Source organism: Amycolatopsis acididurans (assembly GCF_012328925.1).
Taxonomy (GTDB): domain Bacteria; phylum Actinomycetota; class Actinomycetes; order Mycobacteriales; family Pseudonocardiaceae; genus Amycolatopsis_E; species Amycolatopsis_E acididurans.
Genome location: NZ_JAAXLS010000056.1, coordinates 19,899 through 42,547, shown reverse-complemented (window position 1 = coordinate 42,547; position 22,649 = coordinate 19,899). Strand labels below are relative to the sequence as shown.

The 22,649-nt window shown below is 68.5% G+C and carries 20 protein-coding genes, 1 tRNA gene and 1 pseudogene; 12 read left to right on the top strand and 10 right to left on the bottom strand.

Translation table 11 applies throughout. The features are described 5' to 3' along the window. The 3 genes from HFP15_RS36955 to HFP15_RS36945 all read right to left on the bottom strand — a co-directional run. The coding region (locus HFP15_RS36955; protein WP_210718365.1) for a TrbL/VirB6 family protein at positions 1-1,589 on the bottom strand (1,589 nt) is incomplete at its 3' end. 3 nt (positions 1,590-1,592) lie between these two features. Beyond that, positions 1,593-1,841 carry a pilin gene (locus HFP15_RS44235; RefSeq protein WP_225950548.1) on the bottom strand — a complete coding sequence of 83 codons (249 nt, stop codon included), beginning with the start codon at positions 1,839-1,841 and terminating at the stop codon, positions 1,593-1,595. A gap of 251 nt (positions 1,842-2,092) precedes the next feature. Further along, positions 2,093-3,070, bottom strand: coding sequence for a serine/threonine-protein kinase (locus tag HFP15_RS36945; RefSeq protein ID WP_168522292.1), 978 nt, complete (start codon positions 3,068-3,070; stop codon positions 2,093-2,095). Between the two features lie 542 nt (positions 3,071-3,612). On the opposite strand from HFP15_RS36945, the gene HFP15_RS36940 reads away from it, so the two are divergent. From HFP15_RS36940 to HFP15_RS36900, 9 genes are read left to right on the top strand one after another with little or no spacing between them, the layout of a single operon-like run. Next, a complete protein-coding gene (locus HFP15_RS36940) occupies positions 3,613-4,605 on the top strand; it encodes a hypothetical protein (RefSeq protein WP_168522290.1) in 993 nt (330 codons plus the stop codon). Then, the gene (locus HFP15_RS36935; protein ID WP_168522288.1) at positions 4,598-5,551 is read left to right on the top strand and encodes a DNA methyltransferase; all 954 of its coding nucleotides are present in this window, start codon (positions 4,598-4,600) and stop codon (positions 5,549-5,551) included. Before HFP15_RS36940 ends, HFP15_RS36935 begins: the two co-directional genes overlap by 8 nt. Beyond that, complete coding sequence (locus HFP15_RS36930) at positions 5,548-6,342, top strand: recombinase family protein (RefSeq protein ID WP_168522286.1); 795 nt, start codon at positions 5,548-5,550, stop codon at positions 6,340-6,342. The genes HFP15_RS36935 and HFP15_RS36930 overlap by 4 nt, the downstream gene beginning before the upstream one ends. After that, positions 6,339-6,860 carry a VUT family protein gene (locus HFP15_RS36925; RefSeq protein ID WP_168522284.1) on the top strand — a complete coding sequence of 174 codons (522 nt, stop codon included), beginning with the start codon at positions 6,339-6,341 and terminating at the stop codon, positions 6,858-6,860. Before HFP15_RS36930 ends, HFP15_RS36925 begins: the two co-directional genes overlap by 4 nt. Next, positions 6,857-8,998 carry a deazapurine DNA modification protein DpdA family protein gene (locus HFP15_RS44055; RefSeq protein ID WP_168522282.1) on the top strand — a complete coding sequence of 714 codons (2,142 nt, stop codon included), beginning with the start codon at positions 6,857-6,859 and terminating at the stop codon, positions 8,996-8,998. The genes HFP15_RS36925 and HFP15_RS44055 overlap by 4 nt, the downstream gene beginning before the upstream one ends. Next, entirely contained in the window at positions 8,995-10,920 is a 1,926-nt protein-coding gene (locus tag HFP15_RS36915) for a hypothetical protein (RefSeq protein ID WP_168522281.1), read from the top strand. The genes HFP15_RS44055 and HFP15_RS36915 overlap by 4 nt, the downstream gene beginning before the upstream one ends. Then, positions 10,917-13,049 (top strand): hypothetical protein, encoded by a 2,133-nt coding sequence (locus HFP15_RS42355; protein ID WP_210718364.1) that lies wholly within the window; start codon positions 10,917-10,919, stop codon positions 13,047-13,049. The genes HFP15_RS36915 and HFP15_RS42355 overlap by 4 nt, the downstream gene beginning before the upstream one ends. 4 nt (positions 13,050-13,053) lie before the next feature. Beyond that, complete coding sequence (locus tag HFP15_RS36905; RefSeq protein WP_168522279.1) at positions 13,054-13,530, top strand: hypothetical protein; 477 nt, start codon at positions 13,054-13,056, stop codon at positions 13,528-13,530. Continuing rightward, a complete protein-coding gene (locus HFP15_RS36900; RefSeq protein ID WP_168522277.1) occupies positions 13,517-14,350 on the top strand; it encodes a hypothetical protein in 834 nt (277 codons plus the stop codon). The genes HFP15_RS36905 and HFP15_RS36900 overlap by 14 nt, the downstream gene beginning before the upstream one ends. A 335-nt stretch (positions 14,351-14,685) precedes the next feature. On the opposite strand, the gene HFP15_RS36895 is transcribed toward HFP15_RS36900, so the two are convergent. Continuing rightward, positions 14,686-14,964: a helix-turn-helix domain-containing protein gene (locus HFP15_RS36895; protein WP_168522275.1), complete on the bottom strand. Its 279-nt coding sequence runs from the start codon at positions 14,962-14,964 to the stop codon at positions 14,686-14,688. A 456-nt stretch (positions 14,965-15,420) separates the two neighbouring features. Continuing rightward, positions 15,421-16,011 (bottom strand): hypothetical protein, encoded by a 591-nt coding sequence (locus HFP15_RS36890; RefSeq protein ID WP_168522218.1) that lies wholly within the window; start codon positions 16,009-16,011, stop codon positions 15,421-15,423. Here HFP15_RS36890 and HFP15_RS36885 point away from each other — a divergent pair. From HFP15_RS36885 to HFP15_RS43185, 3 genes and pseudogenes are all read left to right on the top strand, one after another. Beyond that, on the top strand, positions 15,998-16,504 hold the full coding sequence (locus HFP15_RS36885; RefSeq protein WP_246272384.1) for a recombinase family protein: 507 nt from the start codon (positions 15,998-16,000) through the stop codon (positions 16,502-16,504). The genes HFP15_RS36890 and HFP15_RS36885 overlap by 14 nt on opposite strands. Before the next feature lie 70 nt (positions 16,505-16,574). Then, positions 16,575-16,871, top strand: coding sequence for a recombinase family protein (locus tag HFP15_RS36880; RefSeq protein ID WP_168522271.1), 297 nt, complete (start codon positions 16,575-16,577; stop codon positions 16,869-16,871). A 115-nt stretch (positions 16,872-16,986) separates the two neighbouring features. Next, a pseudogene (locus HFP15_RS43185) lies at positions 16,987-17,847 on the top strand (recombinase family protein); the annotation flags it as partial. An 883-nt stretch (positions 17,848-18,730) separates the two neighbouring features. Here the strand turns inward: HFP15_RS43185 and HFP15_RS36870 are convergent. The 5 genes from HFP15_RS36870 to HFP15_RS36850 all read right to left on the bottom strand — a co-directional run bounded on the left by HFP15_RS36870 (position 18,731) and on the right by HFP15_RS36850 (position 22,628). Beyond that, positions 18,731-18,803: transfer RNA gene (locus HFP15_RS36870), tRNA-Ala, on the bottom strand. A gap of 53 nt (positions 18,804-18,856) precedes the next feature. Next, positions 18,857-19,639 carry a divisome protein SepX/GlpR gene (gene sepX, locus HFP15_RS36865; RefSeq protein WP_168522269.1) on the bottom strand — a complete coding sequence of 261 codons (783 nt, stop codon included), beginning with the start codon at positions 19,637-19,639 and terminating at the stop codon, positions 18,857-18,859. Positions 19,640-19,782: 143 nt separating this feature from the next. Next, on the bottom strand, positions 19,783-20,442 hold the full coding sequence (locus tag HFP15_RS36860; protein ID WP_168522266.1) for a GNAT family N-acetyltransferase: 660 nt from the start codon (positions 20,440-20,442) through the stop codon (positions 19,783-19,785). 15 nt (positions 20,443-20,457) lie between these two features. Further along, the gene (gene glp, locus HFP15_RS36855; RefSeq protein WP_168522264.1) at positions 20,458-21,726 is read right to left on the bottom strand and encodes a molybdotransferase-like divisome protein Glp; all 1,269 of its coding nucleotides are present in this window, start codon (positions 21,724-21,726) and stop codon (positions 20,458-20,460) included. After that, complete coding sequence (locus HFP15_RS36850; protein ID WP_168522262.1) at positions 21,723-22,628, bottom strand: UTP--glucose-1-phosphate uridylyltransferase; 906 nt, start codon at positions 22,626-22,628, stop codon at positions 21,723-21,725. The genes glp and HFP15_RS36850 overlap by 4 nt, the downstream gene beginning before the upstream one ends. Positions 22,629-22,649: the final 21 nt, after the last annotated feature.

Here is a 22,649-nt window from a genome sequence, read left to right as displayed (position 1 = left end):
ACGCCGATCTCACCGCCGCGGCGGGGACCTCGGCCCGGATCGGCGCCGCAGTTCCAAGCCGCTGGAGGGCCACGTCGACGCGGCGCCACCCCACCGCCGCCACCGCCCCCGCCGCTCTTCGCACCGACGGCGCCGCCGACCTTGCCGAACGCGCCGGTCTTCCCGGCGACCATGCCGAAGGTCTTCGCCGCGATGTAGGCGCGGGCCAGACCGCCGAGGAACGAGCGGCCGTTGCTGACCTTGACCGCCTTCAACAACCAGAACGGGATCTTGAACAGGATGAAGAACAAGGCGATCGCGGCGACCAGCGTGCCGAGCGCGGACAGCGTCGAGCCGAACAGATTCACACCGCCGGACAGGAACGTACGTACCGCGGTGATCAGCACCAGCGCCTGAGCGACCTGGATCGACAGCGTCGCGGTGAGCGCCTTCCACCACCAGCGAGCCAGCGGGTCGGTGTGCGGCAGCGCGTGGAACATCAGGAACAGAGGGCCCGAGATGATCAGGACGAGGGTGATGACGATCCGGACCACGTAGACGACCAGCAGGCCCAGGCCGACCACGACGAGCACCAGGCCGACCAGGATGATGAACAGTCCGCCGGTCTGGATGCCGGCGACGGCGTCCTTGAGGGTGTTGCCCAGCGAGGGCGCGTTGACTCCGTCGCCGAGGATGCCCAGGGTCAGGCCGTTGGCCAGTCGGATCAGCTTGTCGGTGAAGAACAGCGACAGCGCCGAGGCGATGAACGCGATCGGGATCCGGGGCCCGATCTCCTTGATCGAGTAGCGCGCCTGGACACTCTCGTGGCCCATCACGAGGATGCCGCCGAGGAGGATGAGCAGGCCGTAGGCGGCGACCACGAGCTCCCAGGAGTTGTTCCACAACTCGCCGATGCCAGGCAGATCGCTGATCGTCGGCGTGGACAACGCGGTGTGGCCGATCAGCTCCAGGATCGGCGAGAGCGCGGCATCGACGACGCTGCGGAACGCCGAGTTGATGGCCTCGGTGATGCAGGCGCCGATGTCGGTGATCCCGCAGTCGGAGTCGCTGTCGCCGCTGCCGTTGCCGGGCTGCTGCGGGCCGGTGCTCGGTGGCGGTGTCGTCGGCTGCGGGATGCAGTCCTCACCCGTGCACGGCTTGCTCGGCGTCGTGGTCGGTGTAGACGAGGTGCAGCCGACCTGGCCGGGGAAGGTGCATGTCGTCGGAGCCGGCACCTCGGTCGGGATGGGCAGTGGCGCGGTGGGCAGGGGCTTGGTCGTCGTCGGCGCCGGCAACTGGCAGACCGGCAGCGGCGAATTCGGCGTGCACGGATCCACCGTCGGGATCGGCAGCGGCGGTTGCGGCGGGGGTTGCTGCGGCGCGGCGGGCGAAGCCCAGGCGCTGACCGCGAGGGCGCCGACCAGGAGCACGACGATGCTCAGCGCCAGCATCCAGCCCGCGCGCCAGCGCCGCGGCCGACCAGCCGGCGGCCGGTCGGCGCTGGCGTCGCGGACCGGGGAGAGCATCGCTCGGTCTGCGGCGGCAGCGGTCGCGACCGGGCCGCCGGACCGGCGGTACGGGCGCACCGTGGGCGGGGTGCTGACGGCCATCGGTCAGGCCCCCACGATCCCTTTGAGGATCTCCACGACCAGCGGCGCGAGCGCCGCCAGGCCGTAGCCCCACCCCGCGCTCTTGAAGGCGGTCTTGGCCTTCTCGACCTCGCCGGGGTCGCCGCCGCCCATCACGTAGCGGACGCCGCCGATGGACAGGAACACCGTGGCCAGACCGGCCAAGATGCCCATGATCCAGTTGCGGACGTTGTTCAGGACCGTGGTCACCGAGTCCGCGAGGGCGACGACCATCGTGTCGGCGTGCGCCGACGACGCCGACGCCAGCAGCGCGAGGATCGCCAGCTCGACGATCAGCACCACGTGCGACCACCGCCGGGGACGGAGCGGAGTCCAGTCCTCCGGCGTAATGATCGGAGCATTCGACGGCTCGGTGCCGGTGTGCTCGTCCGGCGTGCGCTCCTGCACGGGCTGGGCCGGCGGCTGCGGATTGCCGTCGAGACCGGGGCGACGCGGCCCGCTCGCGGCGGGAAGGAAACGATCGATCAGGCGCATTGGGGCACCTCCGAAGGTCGGGCTGAGCGCGGGTGTGTCCCGCAGCCCTGAACTCCGGATTTCGCGTCCGTTTTGGACACGCGACCCTGAACTTTCTGCCCTGATCCGACCTGGGCGACGGACACGGACAGTGACGACCGTGGCAAGTCGCTGACCGACGTGACCGGGCGCGCCAGGGCCACCGCAGTGGCCACCTGGTCGGTCAGCGGGTCGGTCGGATCGGTCTCGGCGGCGCCGTCGCGCAGGTACGCGGCGAGCCGGAGCTCGGCGCGTTTGCGCGTCTTGTAGACCGCCCACTCGCCGGTCTGGTGCGTCGCGGCCCAGTCCGCGACGGGCACCTCTTCCAACCGGGTTGCACCGATCAGCGCGGCCTCGGTCTGGGTCAGGACTCCGTCCGCGACCGCGCGAGCGAGGACCAGATCCGGATGCCCCCACGGCGTGTGCGGCGGGGTTGACCGGAAGCCCGGCGCGACCGGAGTCGGACCCGCCAGCGCCTCGGCGAGCGCGTCATATCCGGACCGGTACGCGGCCCACCGCAGCCGCAGCATGATCCGCGGCGGACGCAGATCGATGGTCGACAACGCGGTCAGGAAGCCGCGCAACACCTCGGCGTGAACATCGGCCGGATCGCCGGCAAACCGATCGGACAAGGTGGCCGCGACCGAGGTCAGCGCGGGCAGTGCGACACCGACCGCGGCGACAGTCCAGGTCGCTCCTTCAGTCCGGGAGCGCAGCACCAGATGCGCCCACACCGCGTCCCGCGTCGCCTGCGGGCACCGGCGCGCCAGCAGCCGGTCGCGGACCTCGTCCAGCGGGAGGTACCGGTCGGGCAGACCGGGGAAGAGCCGGCCGTTCAGCGACACCGGATGCGGCCCGGTCACCAGCCAGGTAAACGTGTCCCGCGCGATATCCAACGAGTTCGGGACAACCTCGTCGCCACGGCGACGAAAAACGGATTGTGCTGCCATGTCATGACTCCCACGGCGTCGATGCGAACAACAACGACGTCAGGAAGCCACGACCGATACCACGGAAATACCACGGCATTACTAGGCCCCAACTAGCAAACCGCGCCGAGACTACTAGCGAACTACTATTTCGCCCCGCGAGCGGGGTCGATCAAGATCAACAAACCAGCCCCGCGCAGCAGGCCCCTTGATCAACTCTAGTAGCTGATTACCTGCGGTTATAGTCACCCGCTAGTACAGCACTAGTAGTCGCACAGGGCGTCAGAGGGCGCCAGGATTGAAGATCAACCGTCGCAGCCGAAAAATCTTGAAAAATTTTTCCCAGGCCAGTCCAGCGGGCGGTTCTGGGCGAGCCCGGAGTGACCGAACCGGCGGCTCTCAAACCACGGCTTTAACAGAACTGTTCGAGTCCTTTCGAGGTGCGAGCAACGCGGGCAGTTGTGATGCAGAGAAATTTGACGAGGCGTGTCCAAAACGGGGTCGAAATACGGAGTTAAGGGGCGTCAGAACGCACAGCACCCCCTCGTCGGAGGAGACCCGCGATGACCCCGACACACGGCAACGGCTCACCAGGAGACGGCTCCCAGGAGCACGGCCCGACCGACCCACCGACCGTCCCGATCCCGCTCCCGCAGCGGCGGCGAACACCGCGTCTGCGTGCCCTGCGCCTCACGCTGCGCCATCCGCGTCCGGCCCGGCCGAGCACCGTCTGGCCGTGCGCTCAGGACGACCTTCGTGAAGGCACCGGGCTGCTCGCCAACTGGCTGCTGACCGCGGTCATCAAGCTCGTCACCACCTACACCCAGCCCGGCCAACGGGTGCTTCTGCTCGACCCCGCGCCCTACCTCGCGCCGTCCGCGTCGTGGTCACCAACTGGGAGCCGCAGCCAGTCTCGGCCCGGTCCGTATGCCGGACTGCACGAAGCGGGCTGGACCGTGGTCCGACTCGGCCGCGGCGTCCAAACCCAGACCGCCGTCGCACACCCCGACCCGGTCGACGAACCCGCCGGTGCCGCGGCAGTCGAGTCCGAGTCCGGACCCCGACCGAACCCCGACAGTCCGACCACCGACCAGTCCGACGGGCCGTCGACAGACCGCCGGACCGGATCCGATCCGACTGCAACCGGCGTCGGTCCGGACCGCTACGACCTCGTCATCACCGCGGCCGACCCGCGCACCCTCGACTGGTTCCGACCCGCCGACTGGGCCGGTCTGCTCACCCCGACCGGCACCCTCGCCGTCATCACTCACGGTGACCGTTCCCGTGATCGGCTCACCGACCCCGCCGGCTCGCTGGTGCGCGCCGCGCACCGCACCGGGCTGCGCTACCTCGATCGCATCGCCCTGCTGCGCGTCCCCGTCCGCGACGGCGCGCTCGCGGTCGCGACCCCGGCCCCGCACCCCCGACCGCAGGGTCCAACGCGACCGCTCGCGACCCCCGCTCGGCACACCCAGGTGCATGAGGACCTCTTGGTGTTCGCCCGCCAACCGGCCCTGACCGACGCCGCCGACGGGGAGGAGACCTCCGATGACTGACCGTCCGACGTCGCCCTGGCCGCTCCCCCTGCCGCCGGGGGAGGAGCCGCCGATGCCGCCGCTGTCGGTCTGGCCCACCGGCCAGCGTGACCCGCTCGCGCAACTGCGCGACGCCGGCTGTGTGCCCGGCACCGAGACCGACACCGAGCGGATTCCGCCCGCCGTCGCCGCCCACGCGATCGCCCTCTACACCCGTCCCGGCGACCTCGTTCTCGACCCCGACTGCGGCGCGGGCACCGCCCTCGTGGAGGCGCTGCGCGCCGGCCGTCACGCGCTCGGATTGACCGCCCGCAGCCGGTGGTGGACGCTGGCTCGCGCCAACGTCACCGCCGCCAAGACCGCGGGCGCCTGGCGCGACGGCTCGGTCCTCGACGCCCGGCCGAAAGTCCTCGCGACCGTCCGGGCCGCCGGGTTGATCGGGCGAGTCGGACTCGTCCTGACCGCCCTGCGCACCGCGCCAGCCGACCCCAACGACCAGGCGAACGGTCCGGACCGCGACCCGGTCGAGTCCGCCCTCGCCGACCTCGCCACGACGCTGCTCTACTGCGAGCCGCTGCTGCGCTCCGGCGGGCACGTCGCCGTCATCGCGCGACCTCTCCGGCACCCGAACGGTTCGCTGGTTGACCTGACCAGTCCGCTCATCGCCGCCGCCACCGCTGCCGGGCTGGCGCCGGTCGAGCGGTGCATCGCGCTGACCGCCGGACTGCGCGGCAGCCGACTAGTCACCCGAGCCTCACTCGCCGAACGTCGCGCCGCTGCCCGAGCCCGCGCCGCCGGTGCGCCGACCGCGCTCACCGTTCACCACGAGGTGCTCGTCCTCCAACTCGCCCACGACACCGAACTCGCCGCCGCGACGGCAGCCGGCATCCCGTGGCCGACCGAGGACGACGTCATCCGGCCCGCCGTCAACGGCGTCACCTACCCCGGCTGGAGGCGAGCGGCATGACCACCCGCCTGTACTGCCGCGAGTGCGGCTGGCACCCCGAGTTCCGCCGCAAGCGCGCCGCCCTCCGTGCCGCCGCCCGGCACCAGTGCCCCGGCACACCGGTGGCCGAGATCCGTCCACCGTGGTGGTCCCGCCTGTGGACAAACCTGTGGACAAGTCAGCCGGGTGGCTCTGCCGTCGACACCGAAGTCGACGCGGACGACCAGCCCGGTGACGACGAACTGGTTGACGCTCGCGGCAACCGGATCCAGTGGGCCGCGCTCGCCGCGCACCACGCCGAGACCACTCGCCGCGCCCGCGCCGCCATGGTCGAACTCGTCCGGGCCGGCTACCAGATCGGGCCGCCGCCCTACGGCTACCGAGCCCTGCGCATCCGGGTCACCGACCCCAGCGGCCACAGCAAGCTGCGTGCGGTCCTTGTCCCGGACTGGCAGACCGCCGCCGCCGTCAAACAGATCTTCATCTGGCGCGCCGACCACGGCCTGACGTTCGCCGTCATCGCCGCACAGCTCAACAGCGACCCCCGCCAGTACCCGGCTCCGGTGCCCAACGGGCGGTGGACCGCCAAGGCCGTCCGGCGGATCGTCACCAACGTCAAGTACACCGGGCGCCAGGTCTGGGCCCGCACCGTTGCCGGCCGCCCGGCACCGGTCGAGCAGTGGGTCACCTCGGCGCCGAAGGTGCACGAGCCACTGGTTGACGAACGCACGTTCCGCCGCGCCCAGCCGGGCGCCGCCGACGGTCCGCCCGACGCGGAGGACTCGGCCGGTACCCGGCCGAGTGCGGCATGACCACCCGTCGGTGGCGCGTCGCCGCAGTGGTCCTGTTCGCCGCGTACGCAGCGACGATCGCGGGTGCGAACTGGGCGACCACGCTCTGGCCGGCGGTGGCGGTCGCGGGCCTGCACATTCCCGCGGGCGCGCTCCTCGCCGGGCTCGCGTTCACCGTCCGGGACCTCCTGCAGGACGCTGTCGGCACCCGGACAACGCTGCTCGCGATCGCCCTCGGCGCGGCGTTGTCCGGGCTGGTCGCCGAGCCGCGCATCGCGCTCGCCAGCGCCACGGCTTTCGCCGTCTCCGAACTGGTCGACCTCGCCGTCTACACCCCGCTGCGCGACCGGAGTCACCTCGCTGCCGTGAGTGTGTCGAACGCGGTTGGGCTGCTCGTCGACAGCCTGCTGTTCCTGCCGCTGGCCTTCGGCTCGCTGACTTACCTCACCGGCCAACTCGTCGGGAAGACCGCCACCACGGCCCTGGCGGTCGCGCTGCTTGCTGGTGTCCGCGCTCGTCGGAGGGCGGTGCCGGCGTGAAGTTCTACCTCGGCGTCCATCAACCCATCTGGCTGACTCGCGTGCCGGACATCCCGCTGCTGGTGTCGCACCGGCGCCTCGGTCACCGCCGCACCCTGCCTCGCGCCATCACGGAATGGGCGCTCGACTCCGGCGGCTTCACCGAGCTGCAGCTTCACGGGCGCTGGCTGATCACCGAGAAGGATTACGTCCGGGCGGTCCGGCGCTACGCCGACGAGATCGGCAACCTCGCCTGGGCGGCGCCGCAGGACTGGATGTGCGAACAGCGCATCCTGAAACGCACCGGCTTGACGGTCCGCGAGCATCAACGGCGGACCGTGCGCAACCTCGTCCGCCTGCGGGAACTCGCGCCTGAGCTCCTTTGGGTGCCGACGCTGCAAGGTTGGACTCTGTCGGACTACGAACGCTGCGCCGACTTCTACGAGCGGGCCGGGATCGACCTGGCCGCCGAGCCGCTCGTCGGGATCGGCACGGTGTGCCGGCGCCAGAGCAGCGCCGACGTCGAGCGCATCATGCGCGCCTTTGCCACACGCGGGTTGAACCTGCACGGTTTCGGCGTCAAGATCACCGGCCTCGACCGGTACGCCGAAGCTCTCTCTAGTTCGGACTCGGCGGTTCTCTACCCGGTTCGTAGTTGTTGGTGGATGTTGATCTTTAGCCTGCCGCTCGTGAGAACTGCTTATGAGGCTGGTGGCTGGGTTGTGTTCCGGTATGAGTTGGAGTGTCTGGGTGGGACGGTGGACGATCCGTTGTTGGTGGCCCATGCGGGGTTGTTGGCTGGGTTGGCCGAGCGGGGGCGTCGGCGTGGTCAGCCGTTTCTGATCGGTCCGGACGGTCGTCCGGATGGTCGGGTGAACGCGTTCTTTGCGTCGCCGCGCATGTTGGGCCGGTCGCCGTTGACGTGGAAGAAGTACGCGCAGTCGTTGGGGATGTGGCTGAACTTCTTGTTGGTGCTAGGCCGGCGGTGGGACGAGGCGACCGAGGATGACGCAGAGTATTTCAAGGAGTGGCGGCTGTCGGAGCGGAGCAACCCGCGGCTGGTTGAGGCGAGCACGTTCGCGGCGAACTTGGCGGGGTTGCGCGCTTTCTATCGATGGGCCGCGCGCCGGTACGGTGTGGTCGATCCGGTCGTTGCGGTGGATGACTTCGATCTGAAGCCGCGTGGTGTCCGCGGGCAAGATGTGAAGTGGTTGGACCCGGCCGGATATCGCCGGTGGCGTGACCTCGGGGTCCGTGGTCTGGGCCTGGATGGCCGGCCGGATGGGTTGTGGCGAGGCCGAAACGAGCAGCGGGACGGCGCGTTCGTCGACGGGCTCTACAGCACCGGGCTGCGGCTGACCGAGTGGGCCAGCGTGCTGGTTACCGAGTTGCCGGACGACGACCCGGCCCGGGGTTATCGGACCTGCCGGTTGGCGGACGCCTGCGCGAAGGGTGGCTACGGCCACAAGTACTGGATCCAACGCGAGGCACTGCTCGGGGTGCTGGACTATGTCGAGGGAGCTCGGGCACGTGCCGTCCGGGATGCGCAGCGCGCCGGTCGCTACGGGCAGTTGACGACGGTGCGCTTGGTGGTCGGCTCTGAGCGAGGCCGGCTGATCATTCAGGAGCCGGACGGTCGGCGGACCGGGCCGGCGCTCAACGCGGTTGGTCCGTGGGGCCGTCGGCGGTTGTTCCGCCGCACCGAGCAGGGGCTGGAACCGTTGGCGGTCTGGCTCAACGAGGACGGGATGCCCCGGACCCCGCACGGCTGGCAGCACACCTTCGCCCAGGCCAACGACCGCATCGCCCGGGCGGGCCTGGCCGGGTTCAGTGCGACCCCGCACATGCTGCGGCACAGCTGCGCGTTGCGGTGGTATTCGGTCGGGCGGTTGGCCTATGAGCACCGGTTCGCCCATCTGAGTGTGGAGGAGACGAAAGACTTCCGGGCCCAGTTCGGCGACACGTGGGATCTGGTGGCCACGATCCTGGGCCACCGCAGCCCGGAAACCACCAAGCAGCACTACCTCGAGCCGTTCCGGGCGCTGGATGTCGAGCTGCTGTTGCAGCACGCCCAGCAGGCCGCCGTCGAGCGGTTCCTGGCCAGCTACCTTGCCGAGCACCCGCGCGTGCTCACCGACCCGGTACGGGAGGCCACGTGAGCAACCATGTGAGCATCGGTCGAGGTAGTGGCCGTCGCGCGGCGTTGCCGCCCACGGGTTACGCACCCGCCGCCCGGGTGGTCGACGACACGGCGGCTTGCCGGGTCCGGTTCGTGCCGGAGAACCCCGCGCAGGCGCCACGCGAGTTCGACTTCACCGGCTGGCCGGTGAACCTGCCGTTGCGGCAGGCGTTCGCGACCGCGTTCGCCGAACGCACCCGGCCCGGCGGCCGGGTCCGGACCAGCGAGTCGGCCTACAAGACGTTCCGCACCTTGCGCCAGTTCGCGGAATACCTGGCCGGTCTGGTGTCGCCGCCAACTACGGCCGCCGACCTGACGTCGGCGCACCTGGATGGCTGGTTCCACCCGCAGCGACAGCATGCCGGCGGGGCGATCAAGCTCGGTGAGCTGAAGACCACATTGCGCAAGATTGCGGGCACCAGCAAGGAGTTCCGGGCTGCGTTGGCACGCCGCAACCCACCGCGGGCGAACCTCACAGCGAAGACCAGCTACAGCCGCAGCGAGAACCGGCGGATTCTCAACGCCGCCCGCGCCGACATCCGCCGCGCCGCCGACCGCATCCGCGGCAACCGTGACCTGCTACGGCGCTGGCGCGCTGGCGACATGGACACCGAGCCGGGGGACATCTACCGGCGCGGCGAGCTGCTCGATTTCGTCGACCGGCATCTGGACGTCCCGCGCTATGCCTCCGTCAGTGCGGCGCCGAAGCGGTGGGTCTCGATGTTGGGCGCGGTCGAGGACCACATGACCGCGCTGCACCTGTCGAGTGTGGAGGTCGCCGCGTTCGCGGTGCTGCTGATCGGGCTGACCGGCCAGAACAAGAGCACCATCCTGACTGCGCCCGCGGCGCATCACCGGCCCGACGGCTACACCGGGCACCCGTCGACGGCGATCGTCAAGCTGGACAAGCCACGCCGCGGAGCCCGCCGGCACATGGACGTCCCGCTGACTGGTGTCCCCACCTGGGTCGGCTCCGACCCCTACACGAGAGGCGCATCCTCGGTCGGCGAACAGTCGCGGCGGGTTGATCTGCACTCGGCGTTCGGCGTCTACATGCTTCTGCACGAGCTGGCCGCGCCGGCCCGGCACGTGGTCGGGACCGACCGGCTGTTCGTGTTCTGGGCCGGCACCGGGGCGGGTGTCGGACGCGGTCTGCGCACCACATTCGACCCCCGGCTGCCCGTGGCCTGGGCGCAACGTCACGACCTGCCCACCGACACCGCTCTCGCGCAGTCCGCGCCGGACGGCCAGCGGGAGCAGTTGCAGGTCACCTTCGGCCGGCTGCGGCTGACCTACAACGAGTTGCAGCAGCGCCCGGTCGCCCACACCGAGACGACTCTGGCCAACGAGTACCTGGCCCGCAACCGCGGCAACCTGGTCGAGTATCAGCAGGTCGTCGCTGCTGCGTTGGCCGAGCAGGTGACCAAGGCGTCCACCCGCGCCCGGCTGCACACACTCAGCGAGGCCGATGTCGTCGAGGCGCGGACGCATCCGGCGCGGGTGGCCGCCCGGCACGGGATGGACACCGCGACGCTGCAGCGGGTGCTCGCTGGCGAGTTGGATACGGTGGTCGGTGCCTGTGTCGACCACACCAACAGCCCGCACACCGTGTCAGGCCAGGCATGCCGGGCCTCGTTCATGCTCTGCCTGAGCTGTCCCTGCGCCAGAGCGCTGCCCACGCACCTGCCCCTGCAGGTGCTGGTCCACGACGGCCTCCGGCAGCGCAAGTCCGCCGTCACACCGCTGCGCTGGGCGCAACGGTTCGCCCTGCCGCATGCGCAGTTGGCCGACCTGCTCGACCGCGCCGGACCGGCGGCCGTCGCTGACGCCAGACACGCCGCCACACCCGAGCAGCGTGAGCTCGCCGAACGTTTCCTCCGCCGAGAGCTGGACCTGCTATGACCCACTCCGTCACAGCCGCGCCCACCAGTGCGCTCGATCGGCCGGAGCCGGACACGCCGGTGTTGCTGCACCGCAAGCACAATCCCGCCGCAGACCCGGCCCGCCAGTCGGTGTTCGGTGACTCCCGGTGGGACCTCACACCGGGGCTGTTCGAGGCCCACGCGGTCACCTGCCGACTGAACTTCCTACCCGTCCCCGAAACGTTCCGCGACCATGCCAAGCACTACATCTGGCAGCTGATCAACCATGAACCACCCCGGCGGCTGCGCGGCACCCGTGGCACCCGGCTCGCGCTGCGCAGCGTCTCGCTCACCCTGCCCCGCATCACCGCGTTCCTGGTCTGGCTGCACACCCACCGAATCGACGGCTGCGACCAGGTCAGACCCGAGGATCTGGACCGCTACCTCGCCGACGTGATCAGCACCGAAGCCACCACCAGCATGAAATCCAGCCTGCTGATCGAGGTCCGGCGGCTCTGGGCCTACCGCGACCGGCTGCCCGAGCCGATGCGCCTCCCCATCTCGGAACCCTGGCAAGGCGAGGACCCCAAAGACCTGCTCGGCGGACGGGTCAGGCCGCGAGAGAACCGCACGCCACGTCTGGCGACGGACACCATCGAGCTGCTGCTGATGTGGTCGCTGCGGTTCGTCGACGACTTCGCCGACGACATCATCGCCGCCTTCCACGAACACCTGCGGCTGTTCCCCTACGGCCCAGCCACCCACAAACACGGCATCCAGGTCACCCGCCGGTCCGTCGACGATGTCCTCCCCGACCTGCTCGACTACCTCGACCGTCTCCACGCCAGCGGCGAGAGCCTGCCCGGCCGGCCCGGTCGCGACGGAACCCCGGAGATCGACTGGCCGCACTTCGTCCGCCTGTTCCGCAGCGGCACCGAAGCCTTCCCCCGCAGCGCCCGACTGCGGGAACCAGTCGAACACTCCGGCCTGCCGATCGCCCCCGACGCCTACCTCGACACACCCATCACCGGCCAGGTCGACGGACGTCCCTGGCGAACCACCCGCATCGGCTTCACCGAAGCCCTCGACCTGGCTATCCTGTTACGCACCGCCTGCCTCATCGTCGTGTCCTACCTGTCCGGCATGCGCACCGGTGAGGTGCTCAACCTCGAACGCGGATGCCTGTCCCACAACCCGGCCACCGGGATCTGGTCCATCACCGGCAAGAAATTCAAGGGCGCCCGGGACGAACACGGCAACAAGATCCCCGAAGGCCAATTCCGCGACGACCCGTGGGTCATCGTCGCCCAAACCGCCCACGCGGTCACCGTCCTCGAACGACTCCACTACCAGCGTCTGCTCTTCCCGGCCGAGATGCACCCGCACCGCGGCACTCACAGCACCCGTCGAGGAAGGGCACGGCACGCGCGAGGCATCCCTTACGACATCGCCGCCTTCCTGGCCTGGGTCAAGGACTACTGCATCGCGACCGGGCGTGACCACGAAGCCATCCCACCCGATCCGCACGGCGCCATCGGCACCGCACGCTTCCGCCGCACCCTGGCCTGGCACATCGTCCGCAAACCCCGCGGTCTCATCGCTGGCGCCATCCAATACGGACACCTGCACGTCCAGATGACACTCGGCTACAGCGGCTCCTACGACTCCGGATTCCCCGACGAACACGCCTACGAAGACTGGCTGTTCCGGCTCGAACGCCTTGCCGAAGACCACGAACGGCTCACCGCCGGCGAGCACATCAGCGGCCCCGCCGCAGCCACCTACATCCACCGGATCAACCAGGCACACCACACGTTCGCCGGCCGGGTCCTCACCAGCACCAGCCACGCCCACGACATGCTCACCAACCCACTGCTGCAGATCTACCCCGGCCGCGCCATGACCTGCGTATTCGACCAAGCCAAAGCCCTTTGCCAGCTACGCAGCGGCGAAGGAGACGTCCGCGCCACCCCAGACCAGGACGACTGCCGCCCCACCTGCCGCAACCTCGCTTACACCGACCGCGACATCGCCGCCCTCCACCAGCAAGCCACCGAACTGGAGAGCCTCCTCGGCGACTTCCTCGCCCCATCACCGCGCCACCAGCGCGCTCGCGCCGAACTCGACCGCCTCCACGCGCTCATCCGCAACCACACCCGAAAGCCGTGACCACGTGAAGATCGCAACCACAGCCTGGCCCACCAACGAAACCGATCCACAAAGGATCGCCATCCTCGACGCCGCCGACCGACTCCTCGCCGGCACACCACAGCGCTCCACCGGCAACCTGTCCACCGTCCAGCTCGCGGTCGAAGCCGACGTCAAGTACTGGGTCGTCGCCCAGAAACACCCCGACCTCCGCGACCACTTCCAACAACTCGCCCGCCACGCCCGCCGCACCGCCGCCGAATTCCGGAACAACCACGACCCATTCACCCAACTGCAACGCGACCACGACGCGCTCAAGAAGCACTGCACCGGCCTCGAACGACTCATCCACACCTACGCCCACGTGATCAACGAACTGTCCTCGGAGAACCAGGCGCTCCGGGAACAGGTCACCAGTCCATGCGCCACAATCACTCCACTCGGGAACCGCAAGCACAGCAGCAATGTCTCAGTAGACCGGGAGCGTTATGTCGAATCCTGACAACCTTGCCCGCTTCATATCCATTATCGGACTGCTCGTCTCACTGGCTGGCTTAACTATCGCTACTCTCAGCTATCGCCGCGGCCGTCCCCAGGTGATGATCAAGAATGTGTGTTGGCGCTCGAAGCCTGTTGCCGGTGGGATAACTGTCGAAGCAGTGCTTGCCAACCGCAGCCAAGCCAAGGCCCAGTTAACCTCAGGCGTCAGCTCGCCCGATGGGCCCATCATCGCGGAGTTCCAGCATCCCCGTGATCTACGCCTACTGGCCCGCCTCAGGCCGCGACACGCGGCACAACACGGCCGCAAGCCAGCCCAAACTCCTCTCATAGAACTGTCTCTGCCTGATCATATTGATGCTTTCTCTGCGATAAAAATCACCGGCAACCTGTTGGATGAACAGAGGATCAAGGTTCCACCAGAGTTCACAGCAATGCGCCTGCAGATCGAGTTGAGCTCAGGCAAGATCCTTTACAGTCCATGGTTCAACGCGCCACCCTACCGCGAATCAGAAAAACGCCAAGGTCTAGTGCAGTTGCGAAGGGCGTTCGGTGCGGCGATTGCTGCCGAGATGAGCGCGAGAGGCTTGTCCGTTAGCTCGGTCTGTGATGAGTCCCGCAAGCGCGGTTACAAGATCTCTCGTATTGCCGTGAATGATGTTATGAGAGGTGACAGGATTCCTCGATGGGAAAAAGTCGAGGTGATTCTAAACGCGATCAATCCTGCGGTGACGGATGAATACCTCAAAGAGTGGCGCAATCGCTGGCTCGAGCTGAACAAGTCTCACGGCAGACACTGCTCACAACAGGCCGAAGGAAGCTGATACATGCAGTCAGCGAAGCGACGCTCCGCTGAAGGTGCCGCCGATCGGACTATCCGCGGGCAAGGCCGCTACAAGGGCCGGGCTACCCCGCCACCCGTGACCGATCAACAGTGTCTGACCGGCGAGAGAACGATGTCCTGGAGTATGCGCGGCCGGTACGTGCCCGGATGCGGTCCGAGCCATCGCACCGAGTCGAACTGTCTGCGCTTCGCGCTCAGCTGGTATCGGCAGATCCGAACCACGCTGGGGTCGGCGGGACTGTCTGCGGACAGCGTGTCCCCGCAGGTATCGAGGAGGGCCGCGTGATGGCCGTCGCCGCGTTCGCCGCCGAGGGCTCACTGCTCGTCGCGGGACTCCGCGGTGTCCGGTTCGACGAGCGAGACGTCACGTGGCGTGTCGATTCCGAACAGCTCGTTGGGCGTGCACCGCAGCGTCGTGCACAACGCCTGCAAGGTCACCACCTTCACCTGGACCGGTTGCCTCTTGATCAGCACGTCAACCGACTGGAGGGACAGCTCGAACCCGGCGCGCTGGATGAGGAGTTCGCGCAGCTGAGTCGCGTTCCAGACGTCGCGGGAGGCCATGACCTTCCGCAGCCGCCACTCGATCTGCACCCGCTGCCGTCCCGTGTTCGTCGCTCCGAGGCGCTTCGCGCCGTCGCCAACCGACGCTCAGTGTCCCCGATGGCGACGAAGGCCGGCCGTCGCACGTCCGGCGTGTTCAGCAGACACACGCCGATCAACAAGCATGACTTGAGCTACTAAGGTTTTACCGGATTTACTCAGGTGCTACCTTAGTTGAATGGCAGACCTGTCCCCGGTTCGAGAGAAAGGAGGTGCTTCGGCGCCCATCACGTTCACCGCCATGCCGACGCACCGCAGTCCGCTGCCAGCGCCGGTAGCGATCTTCTGGACTCGCGTCGACCGCTCACCTCGCGCTGACGAGGTGATCCAGTACCAGTTCGGCCCCGCCGAACGGCAAGAGTCCAGCACGGCCACGAGCGCCGGCCCCGTACATGTGCACTCGGGGAGTAGAGGCCCGTGGGTCGTGACAGCTTCGGCGGTCCCAGCTCATTCAACGCACGTCATGGTGCGTGCCCGCGTCGCCGCGAAACCCGCCTCGCGCGGACCGGCGACCGCAGGTGTCAACGGCTGGGAGCGCCCGCTGTGTCGACGGTTCCTGTCGCCGACCAGCAGCCCCGTGAACCTCCGCCAGCCGCGGGCTTCATGGGCACGAAGGGGGCGCTCATGTGCGCTCAACCTCGCAACCCTGACCAGACCAACGACAACTGCGCCGACGTTCCTTCTCCGGCTGACCAGGAGCAGCAAGGAAGCCCCGTCAACGCGTCGAACAGGCAACCCCGACGGCGCGTTGGCGCGGGCAGAGCTGTGCGCAACGTGGTGGTGCGCGGCGTCCGCCGCGATCCACCGGACATGCACAAGCTCGCGCGGGTGGTCGCCTGCCTCGCAGCCGACCTGCTGCAGGCCGAAGCCAGCGAACAAACGCTGCCCGCCGAGCCAGGCGCTGCGGACGCCGGCCACCGCGACCACCGCCGCGACGCGGCATGACGCCGCCCATTCGCGCTTGCGCAACGAACGCAGCAGAACGAAGCCGCTCGCCAATGACTCGAAAGGACGGTCCAGCACGATGCCGCCTGTCACTTGCGATCCCCGCAGTCGTCGCGACACACACCCACGAACTCGACGGTCGGTACGCGTCGGCCTCTACCAGCGGTGGCCCACGCTCCGCGAAAGTGACCACCTGCAGACCTACGTCGCGTCCCAACCCGGTTGGCACATCGCTCTCCGCAGCAGCGACTACGCATCAGGCGGCACGCTGAAACGTCCAGGGCTGCAACGGATATTGGCGGCAGCCCGATCCGGAGTCATCGACGTGCTCGTCGTCAATCACCTGTACAGCCTGTCCCGCAAGACGCAGCACCTCGCCTTCGTTCTCAGCGAGCTGACGTCCCGAGGCGTGCGGGTCGTCTCGGCCGCCGATCCCGCCCTCGACACCGAGACCGCGCACGGCCTCTTTCTCGTGCGCGTGGTGACCGCCGTCGCGGAGATCGAGCAGACGGGAGCAGTCGCAGATCGACGCGACCGTCGTCGGCACGAGCAGCGATCCGACAACGAGTCGCCGCTCGCGGGCTAGCCGCAAATCCCGCCGGGGCCCACTCCGCCGAACAACACCAACCAATCCGAACGACCCACAACGAGGTGTCATGACCAGCGCGTACGCCAACTCGGACAACGAACGTCAGCAGCGCTGTCCTGTCCCCACGCAGCGACCATCGGATGCCCCCGCGACCGACGCCCGAGCAGTGATCTACATACGCGTGGCCTCCGACCGGGCCGAGAGCGAGCACAGCGTCACGGCCCAGCGTGAGGCATGCCTGCGCAGGGCCAGGGAACTGGGCTTGTCGGTCATCGACGAGTACGTCGCCCCACGCGCTCGACTCTGGCGACGGCCGAAGTGCCAACCGTTCCGACGCATCCTCGCGCGGTTCCGCAGCCGGTGAGACACAGCAACCCCGCCACGAATTCGCCGCTCGCCGGAAGCGCGCGATCCAGCCGCCAGGACCCACTCGCCGGCTGCACGGTCCACCGTCCAGGCCGCCCTCAGAAGGAGGTGTCATGACCAGCGCTTATGCCGACTTCATCGACGAACTGCAGCAGGACGTCACCATCCCCATCCAGCCGCCGACGGACGACCTTGCCCCCGGCACCCGCGCAGTGATCTACCTGCGCGTGTCCTCGACCGGGCAAGTCCGCACCGACTACAACCCAGAAGGCATCTCCATCCCGGCCCAACGGGAAGCGTGCCTTCGCAAGGCGCGAGACCTCGGCGTCACGGTCATCGACGAGTACGTCGAACCCGGACGCTCGGGAACGGAGATGACCAAACGCGAAGCATTCCAACAGATGCTCGCGCGGGTCCGCAGCCAAGGCGACGTCGACGTCATCATCATCTACCAGCTCTCGCGCATGGCGCGGAACCGCTACGACGACGCGATCGTCATGGCAGACCTGCGCAAGCGCGGCGTCACCCTGGTCTCGGCCACCGAAGCCATCGACGACACCCCGGTCGGCCAGCTGATGCACGGCATCCTGACCACGTTCAACGAGTACCAATCCCGCCAGTCCGGTGCCGACATCGCATACAAGATGGGCCAGAAGGCGCGCAACGGCGGCACGCTCGGCCGCGCGAAACTCGGCTACCTCAACCACATCGACCACTCCGACGGCCGCGTGATCCGCACGATCATCGTCGACCCCGAACGGGCGCCCTTTGTCCAGCTGGGTTTCGAGCTCTTCGCCACCGGCGACTACACGCAAGAAGAGCTGGCTGACGAGCTCTACGACCGCGGCCTACGCACCAGGGCCACCCGGCGACACCCCGCCAAGAAGATCTCCGAGAACAAGATTTCGCAAATGCTGCGCGATCGCTACTACCTCGGATACGTCGAGTACGACGGCGAAGAAATCCAGGGGCGACACGAGCCCCTCATCGACGAGGACCTCTTCGACACCGTCCAGGAGATCCTCGAATCTCGCATGACGGCACAAGAACGCCGTCGCGTCCACCACCACTACCTCAAGGGATCACTCTTCTGTGGACGCTGCCAACGCGACGGCATCAAGCGGCGGATGATCATCCAACGGACCATCAACTCCAAGGGCGCCGAGTACCTGTACTTCTTCTGCCGCGGCCGGCAAAAGGGACTGTGCCAAGCACCCCACGTCAACGTCACGCTCGTCGAGGACGCGGTTGAGCGCCACTACTCCGCGATTCGCTTCAGCCAGCCGTTCATCGCTGACATGCGCGATCAGATCGATGCCGTGCTCGGCGAGCAGGAAAAGTCCGCACGCCTCCTGCGCAAGCAGATCACCGCACAGCTCAAGGAACTCGACACGAAGGAGGAGAACTTGATCGACCTCGCCGCCGACAGCACGCTGCCTCGGACCAAGGTCAAGGAGAAGCTACGCGACATCGCCCGCGAACGCCGCCGGCTGGAGGAGCGCCTCGACACAGCCAACGCCGACCTCACCGACAGCGCCCAGCTCGTCAACGCCAGCCTTGCCCTCCTCGAACAGCCCGACCAGCTATACCGACGCTGCAACGACCAACAGCGGCGCCTCCTCAACCAAGCGATCTTCCACGCCCTCTACATCGAGGACGACAAGATCACAGACGGTGAGCTCCGTGAGCCCTTCGGCGAACTCCACGCCATCCAAGATCAGCGGACCGCCGCACCCAACGCGGAGGACACAAGCAAAAGGACCACCCGCAACGCGGGTGGTCCTTGCACGCCGTCAAGCGTCACGGTCCTACTTCGCGGCCTTCATTCAGGCACTTGTTCTAGTAAGACCCCTAGGGTGGAGCTGAGGGGAATCGAACCCCTGACCTTCTCGATGCGAACGAGACGCGCTACCAACTGCGCTACAGCCCCTTGAGGAAGCTTCGAAAGCATAGCAAGCGCCCCGGCGGGGATCGGCGAGGGGGTTACTCGCCGACCGCCCGGCGGAACGGGAGCTGGCCCGGGTCGTCCAGCTCGTGAAACTCGGGGTCCTCGTCCTCCAGGTCGACGACCACGGCACGGCCGCGCATCCGGGACGCGGGCGAGGGCCTGCGCTCGATGCCGACCAGCTCACGCCGCGGCATCTCCGGCTCCGCCTCGACCTCGTAGTCGTCGATGTACTCGTCCTCGGCGTAGTCCTCGACCATCTCGCGCCGTGGCGCCGCCCGCCGCGTGCGGGTGCTGCCGAGCCGCGCCAGCCGCCGCTGCCGGATCTCGTCCTCGATACGAACCTGGCGCCGCAGATAGGCCAGATACGAAACGAACGCGAGGTCGACCGCTCCGTGCAGCCACCACAGGCTGCTGGCGAGGAACCCGGCTCCCGCGGCGGTCACCACGGCCAGGATGATCAGCAGCAGCACGATGCGCTGCCGGAAGGCGTACTTCGCACGGGCCGCGATCTCCGCCGCCTCCGGGTCGAAGCCGCCGCGCCCAGGCCGGTACCGGCGCTCACTGGAACTCGGACTCGGCTCGTAAGAGCGAACGGGCTCTTCTTCCACGATCTCTTCGGGTTCGGCGACCTCGGTGGCGGACTCGGACATGACGACCTCCTCTTCCCCCTCGTCTGCGCCGCTTCCACTGCGCACGACTCGCGCGGCCAGCGCGGCATCCGCCGTCTGCGCGACCGCCTGCCGCTTCCGCGCGACCATGGGCACGAGCACGACAAGCCACGCCGCCGCAAGAGCAACGATGATCAGCGAGCTGGGCATCTCCCTCTGTCACCTCCCCCGTCCACTGCTACATACCGTCACGCTAGTCACAGGAGTAACAGAAGACAGGGAGGCACGCCGCTCGACTCGAGAAAAAGCGTCACCGGATTAGGTGAAATAGGGCCGATGTGGTAACGCGGATCTCACACGTGCTCGGCGCGGCCGGCCGTGACGAGCTTCGCGACGAGGCCCGGGCCCGTCTCCTCCGCCGTGATCGCGAAGCAAAGATGATCTCGCCACCCACCGGCGACATCGAGATAGCGCTGGAAGAGGCCCTCCTGGCGAAAGCCGGCCTTGGTCAGCACGCGGATGCTGGGGTCGTTCTCCGGTCGCACCGTCGCCTCGATCCGGTGCAGCCCGCCGGAGGCGAAAACATGATCGACGACCAGCGCGACGGCGGCCGTGGCGACCCCGCCGGCCACCGCCGTCGAGGACACCCAGTAACCGACCCATGCCGAACGGAGTGAGGCGCGGATCACGTTACCGATAGTGATCTGCCCCGCGAACTCGTCGTCGACCGTGATCACGAACGGCAGGCACTGTCCGCGCCGGGCGAGCCCGCGCAATGCGAGCCACTGCGGAGGCCACGACCAGAATCCGTTGCGGTCCTGCCACGGTCCGGGCGCGGTGGGCTCCCATTTTTCGAGATGCGCCTGGTCACGCAGCCGGATCCGGCTCCAGTCCCCGGCGTCTCGCAGGCGGATCGGCCGCAACGCGACCGTGCCCGCGGCGACCTTGAGCGGCCCGAGCCGGGCCGGCCAGCCGGGATGACGAGCCTCGAGGTCGTAAGTAGCTGCCTGCACCGGCGTATTTAACCGTCAGACACGCTGTGCGAGGAAGGTCACCCGTACCTGCTCGCCCGCGGCCACCTCGGTCAGGTCCTCATCGACGTTCACCAGGCAGTTGGCCTCGGCGAGCGATGCCAGCAGGTGCGCACCCGATGTGCCCAGCGGTTGTACCAGGTACTCGCCGGTGCTCTCGTCCCGCAGCAGCTGCCCGCGCAGGAAACCCTTGCGGCTCTTGGTCGAGGTGATGGGCGACAGAAGCCGTGCGCTGACCATGCGCCGATGGGGGTTGCGAGTGCCGCGCGCCGCCCTGATCAGCGGCCTGATCAGCACCTCGAACACGACGAGCGCGCTCATCGGGTTGGCGGGCAGCAGGAAGGTCGGCACCGAGTCCGGGCCCAGCCGGCCGAAACCCTGCACCGAGCCGGGATGCATCCCGACCCTGGTCATGTCGATGCGCCCGAGCTCGGACAACGCGGCGTGCACCTCGTCGGCCGCGGTACCGCCCGCGCCGCCAGCGACCACGACGACCTCGGACATCAACAGCCTGCCCTCGACCACCTCGCGCAGCCGCCTCGGCTCGCTCGCCACGATGCCGACCCGGCTGACCTCGGCGCCGGCGTCCCTGGCCGCGGCGGCCAGCGCATAGGAGTTGACGTCGTAGACCTGGCCGACCGACGGCGTGCGGTCGACGTCGACCAGCTCGTCGCCGACCGACACGATCGACACCCGTGGCCTCGGATAGACGAGCACCTTCGACCGCCCGACCGCGGCGAGCAGCCCGACCTGCGCGGCGCCGATGGTGTCACCCTGCCGGACCGCGACGTCGCCGATCTGCACGTCCTCGCCGGTGCGCCGCACGTACCCGGCCGAGGGCACGGACTTGTGCACGGTCACGTTCGCCGGGTGACCGTCGGTGAACGCTGTCGGTACGACGGCGTCCGCGAGCGTCGGCAGCGGGGCGCCCGTCGCGACGCGCACCGCCTGGCCGGGCTGAAGCCTGCGCGGCTGGCGCGAACCGGCGGCGATTTCACCCACAACGGGGAGGCGCACGGGTTCGTCGCCCTCGGGACGCACGTCGACGCTCCGCACCGCGTACCCGTCCACCGCGGCCTGGTCGAAACCGGGCAGGGCGTGTTCCGCGACGACCTCTTCGGCGCAGAGCAGGCCCTGCGCCTCCGAGATCGCGACCCGGACCGGACGCGGCCGCACGGCCGACTCCAGCACGAGCGCGATCTGCTCGTCGACGGGACGAAACTCCTGCTCAGCGGCCTCGGGCGGCTCCGCGGTGGGTTCGGTCATCGGCCTTCGTTCTCAATTCGCTCGGCGAGCCAGGTGCGCAGCGGCGGGCCGTAGTCGGGGTGGTCGAGTGCGAAGTCGACCGCGGCCCGGAGGAACCCGCCGGGGTTGCCGAGGTCATGCCGGCCGCCCCGGTGCACCACGATATGCACCGGATGTCCCTCTTCGATCAGCAGTGCCACCGCGTCGGTGAGCTGCAGTTCGCCTCCGGCACCCGGCTTGATCCGGCGCAACGCGTCGAAGATCGCCCGGTCCAGCAGGTAACGTCCGGCCGCCGCGTACGTGGAGGGAGCATCCTCCGGTTTCGGCTTCTCGACCATTCCGTGTACCCGTTTGACGTCCGCATCGTCCGTATCAGTGACGTCAAACACGCCATAGGGTGAAATCTGCTCTTTCGGGATATCGAAAGCGCACAGCACGCTGCCGCCGTACCGGGCCCGCACCGCCGCCATCCGCTCCAGCACGCCGATCGGCAGCACGAGATCGTCCGGCAGCAGAACGGCGACCGCCGTGTCCTCCTCGGTCAGGTTCGCCTCGGCCTGCGCGACCGCGTGCCCCAGCCCCAGCGCCTGCTCCTGGATGGCGACCTCGACGTCGAGCAGGCCGGGACCACGGCGCACCTTCTCCAGCAGGTCCGTCTTGCCCTTACGCTCGAGGTTCTCCTCCAGCTCAGGCGCGGGACGGAAGTAGTTGACGACCGACTCCTTGCCGGGGGAGGTGACGATCACGAGCCGCTTGGCACCGGCGTGCGCGGCTTCGTTCGCCACGATCTCGATGCCCGGCGTGTCCACCACCGGCAGCAACTCTTTGGGTACGGCCTTCGTCGCAGGCAGGAACCGCGTCCCGAGGCCGGCGGCGGGGACGATCGCGGTGCGGAAGGTCTGGTTGTCGAGGGCGCCCGTCATAGAGGTAAAGACTAACCTCCG

Bases quoted from the DNA above. Each gene is read 5' to 3' on its own strand.
- glp (WP_168522264.1), bottom strand. From the start codon at position 21,726: ATGACCGAACCCACCGCGGAGCCGCCCGAGGCCGCTGAGCAGGAGTTT.
- sepX (WP_168522269.1), bottom strand. From the start codon at position 19,639: ATGCCCAGCTCGCTGATCATCGTTGCTCTTGCGGCGGCGTGGCTTGTC.
- HFP15_RS36880 (WP_168522271.1), top strand. From the start codon at position 16,575: ATGACCAGCGCGTACGCCAACTCGGACAACGAACGTCAGCAGCGCTGT.
- HFP15_RS36945 (WP_168522292.1), bottom strand. From the start codon at position 3,070: ATGGCAGCACAATCCGTTTTTCGTCGCCGTGGCGACGAGGTTGTCCCG.
- HFP15_RS42355 (WP_210718364.1), top strand. From the start codon at position 10,917: ATGACCCACTCCGTCACAGCCGCGCCCACCAGTGCGCTCGATCGGCCG.
- HFP15_RS36930 (WP_168522286.1), top strand. From the start codon at position 5,548: ATGACCACCCGCCTGTACTGCCGCGAGTGCGGCTGGCACCCCGAGTTC.
- HFP15_RS36940 (WP_168522290.1), top strand. From the start codon at position 3,613: ATGACCCCGACACACGGCAACGGCTCACCAGGAGACGGCTCCCAGGAG.
- HFP15_RS44235 (WP_225950548.1), bottom strand. From the start codon at position 1,841: ATGGTCGTCGCCCTCGCGGACTCGGTGACCACGGTCCTGAACAACGTC.
- HFP15_RS36885 (WP_246272384.1), top strand. From the start codon at position 15,998: ATGCCGCCTGTCACTTGCGATCCCCGCAGTCGTCGCGACACACACCCA.
- HFP15_RS36925 (WP_168522284.1), top strand. From the start codon at position 6,339: ATGACCACCCGTCGGTGGCGCGTCGCCGCAGTGGTCCTGTTCGCCGCG.
- HFP15_RS36900 (WP_168522277.1), top strand. From the start codon at position 13,517: ATGTCGAATCCTGACAACCTTGCCCGCTTCATATCCATTATCGGACTG.
- HFP15_RS36935 (WP_168522288.1), top strand. From the start codon at position 4,598: ATGACTGACCGTCCGACGTCGCCCTGGCCGCTCCCCCTGCCGCCGGGG.
- HFP15_RS36850 (WP_168522262.1), bottom strand. From the start codon at position 22,628: ATGACGGGCGCCCTCGACAACCAGACCTTCCGCACCGCGATCGTCCCC.